Consider the following 2,492-nt stretch of genomic DNA (forward strand, 5'->3'; position numbering starts at 1 on the left):
GCGCCGAACTGGCCGACGAGCGGGCAACCCAGCTGCGCGAGGCGCGCGCGCACATCGCCGAGCTGCAGGTGCAGGTCGCCGAGCTGCGGCGCGAACGCGATCGTCGCACCGCGGACCCGGCCTGACGAACGTTCGGCGGTCCTGCTCGGTGCCGAACGATCGATTGCCCTAGTACCTCTTCTTCGAACGTTCGGCGCCGCCGGGTCCGGGACTTCCGGCCCTGTCGGGACCTCGTCGAGAGGAGTCGAATGGAGTCGGAACGACCTCCCCATCGATCCGACTCCCAGAGAGGAGCAGACATGTCCACTGTGCCAGCGCGCCGTCCCCGTTCGGTGTTCCCGGACCTGTCCGAGTTCTTCGACGCCTTCCCCTTCACCGGCCTGCGTCCCGCCCTCGGCGGCAACCTCATCCGCGTCGAGGACCGCGTCGAGAACGGCCGGTACGTCCTGCGGGCCGAACTGCCCGGGCTCGACCCCGAGAAGGACATCAACGTCTCGATCAACGCCGGGCAGCTCGAGATCACGGCCGAACGCACCGAGGAGAAGTCCGAGGGTGGACGCTCGGAGTTCCACTACGGCTCGTTCCGCCGTTCGGTGACCCTGCCCCCGGGTGCGAAGGACGACGACGTCGAGGCGTCCTACACCAAGGGCATCCTGACCGTGTCGATCGGTCTCGCCGAGCAGCAGGAGGCCGGGAAGAAGATCGAGGTCAAGAACGTCGAATGAGCCCCGGCACCCGGGAGGGGTGCACGCCCGTCGGCGTCCACCCCTCCCCCCGGCCGCTGCTCAGCGGCGCAGCAGACCGCGCAGCTTCGTCCACCGGTTGCGCACACCCCACACGGTGACCTTGATCAGGGCCTCCTGCACGATGCTGCCGCTCATCTTCGACTCGCCGATGATCCGCTCGGTGAAGGTGATCGGCACCTCGGCGACGGTGAACCCGGCCTGCACGGCCCGCCAGGCGAGGTCGACCTGGAAACAGTAGCCGTGCGAGGCGACCGCGGCGAGATCGAGCTTCTCGAGCACCTCGCGGCGGTAGGCGCGGTAGCCGCCGGTGATGTCGTGGATCCTCACCCCCAGCGCGAGCCGCGAGTAGATGTTGCCGCCGCGGGAGAGCACCTCCCGGTGCCACGGCCAGTTCACGACCGTGCCGCCGGGCACGTACCGCGAGCCCAGCACCAGGTCGGCGCCCGCGTCGATCCGCTCGAGCAGCAGGTGCAGTTGCTCGGGGGCGTGGCTGCCGTCGGCGTCCATCTCCACCAGCACGGTGTAGCCGCGCTCGAGTCCCCAACGGAACCCGGCGATGTACGCGGCGCCGAGACCGTTCTTCTCCGTGCGGTGCATCACGTGGATGCGGCCCTCGCTCGCGGTGGCGAGACGATCGGCCACGTCCCCGGTGCCGTCCGGGCTGCCGTCGTCGACGATCAGCACGTGCGTGTGCGGCAGCGCGGCGTGCAACCGGCCGACGATCAGGCCGATGTTGTCGCGTTCGTTGTACGTCGGAATGATCACCAGGGTCCGGGCGCTCGGCGCACTGTCGTTCCCGGCCGGCGTCGCCGCTGCCATCGAAGGTCCTTCCTGTCGAACCGGCCGTGGACCGGTCATCTCGCGGTGCCGGCTGCGGCCGGCACGGTGGTGCCCCGCCCGCGCGAGCGCACCAGCGCCACGCCGACGGCGGCGACGGCACCGACGCAGAGCACGAGCTCCGGAATCGGTCCGAGCCGAGTAGCCAGCGTAGCCGTCGTGCGCAGCGGCACCTGCGCCACCAGCACCTCGGGCACGAACAGGGCGCTGCGCTCGGTGACCGTACCGTCCGCCGCGACCATCGCGCTGACCCCGCTCGTGGCGGCCACCACCACGGCACGGCCGTGCTCGACGGCCCGCACCCGGGACATCGCCAGCTGCTGGTAGGTCATCTCCGTGTCGCCGAAGGTGGCGTTGTTGGTGGGCACGGCCAGCAGCTGCGCGCCGGCGCGCACCGAGTCCCGCAGCGCCCGGTCGAACGCCACCTCGTAGCAGGTGGCCACGCCGATCGGGATGCCGGCGGCGTGGACGGTGCCGTCGCCGTCGCCGGGTACGAAGTGCCCGGCCCGATCGGCGTAGTCGGAGAACAACCGGAAGAACGAGCGGTACGGCAGGTACTCGCCGAACGGCTGGATGATGCGTTTGTCGTGCCGCTCCCCCGGCCCGCCGGCCGCGTCCCACACGATCACCGAGTTGGTGGTGGTGCCGTCCCCGTTGACCAGCACGGCGCCCACCAGGATCGGGGCGCCGACCGCGGCCGCCGCGGCGCCGATGTCGGCGGCCGCGTCGCGGTTGCGCAGCGGGTCGATGTCGGAGGCGTTCTCCGGCCAGATCACCACGTCCGGGCGCGGCGCGGTGCCGGCCCGGACCCGGTCTGCCAGCTCCAGGGTGCGGGCCACGTGGTTGTTCAGCACGGCCTTGCGCTGGGCGTTGAAGTCCAGTCCCAGCCGCGGCACGCTGCCCTGGATC

At 71.2% G+C, this 2,492-nt stretch carries 3 protein-coding genes; 1 reads left to right on the forward strand and 2 read right to left on the reverse strand.

Annotated features, from left to right (window positions below; all coding sequences use genetic code 11):
- The first annotated feature begins 299 nt into the window (after nt 1-299).
- On the forward strand, nt 300-725 hold the full coding sequence (locus CQZ88_RS16395) for an Hsp20/alpha crystallin family protein (protein ID WP_006942502.1): 426 nt from the start codon (nt 300-302) through the stop codon (nt 723-725).
- A 60-nt stretch (nt 726-785) separates the two neighbouring features.
- On the opposite strand, the gene CQZ88_RS16400 is transcribed toward CQZ88_RS16395, so the two are convergent.
- Nucleotides 786-1,565, reverse strand: coding sequence for a polyprenol monophosphomannose synthase (locus CQZ88_RS16400; protein WP_006942500.1), 780 nt, complete (start codon nt 1,563-1,565; stop codon nt 786-788).
- 35 nt (nt 1,566-1,600) lie between these two features.
- Nucleotides 1,601-2,492, reverse strand: an 892-nt coding sequence (lnt, locus tag CQZ88_RS16405; protein ID WP_102800039.1) for an apolipoprotein N-acyltransferase, incomplete at its 5' end; no start/stop codon positions are given.

The sequence above is a fragment of the Rhodococcus sp. ENV425 genome, assembly GCF_002887785.1.
GTDB lineage: Bacteria > Actinomycetota > Actinomycetes > Mycobacteriales > Mycobacteriaceae > Rhodococcus > Rhodococcus aetherivorans.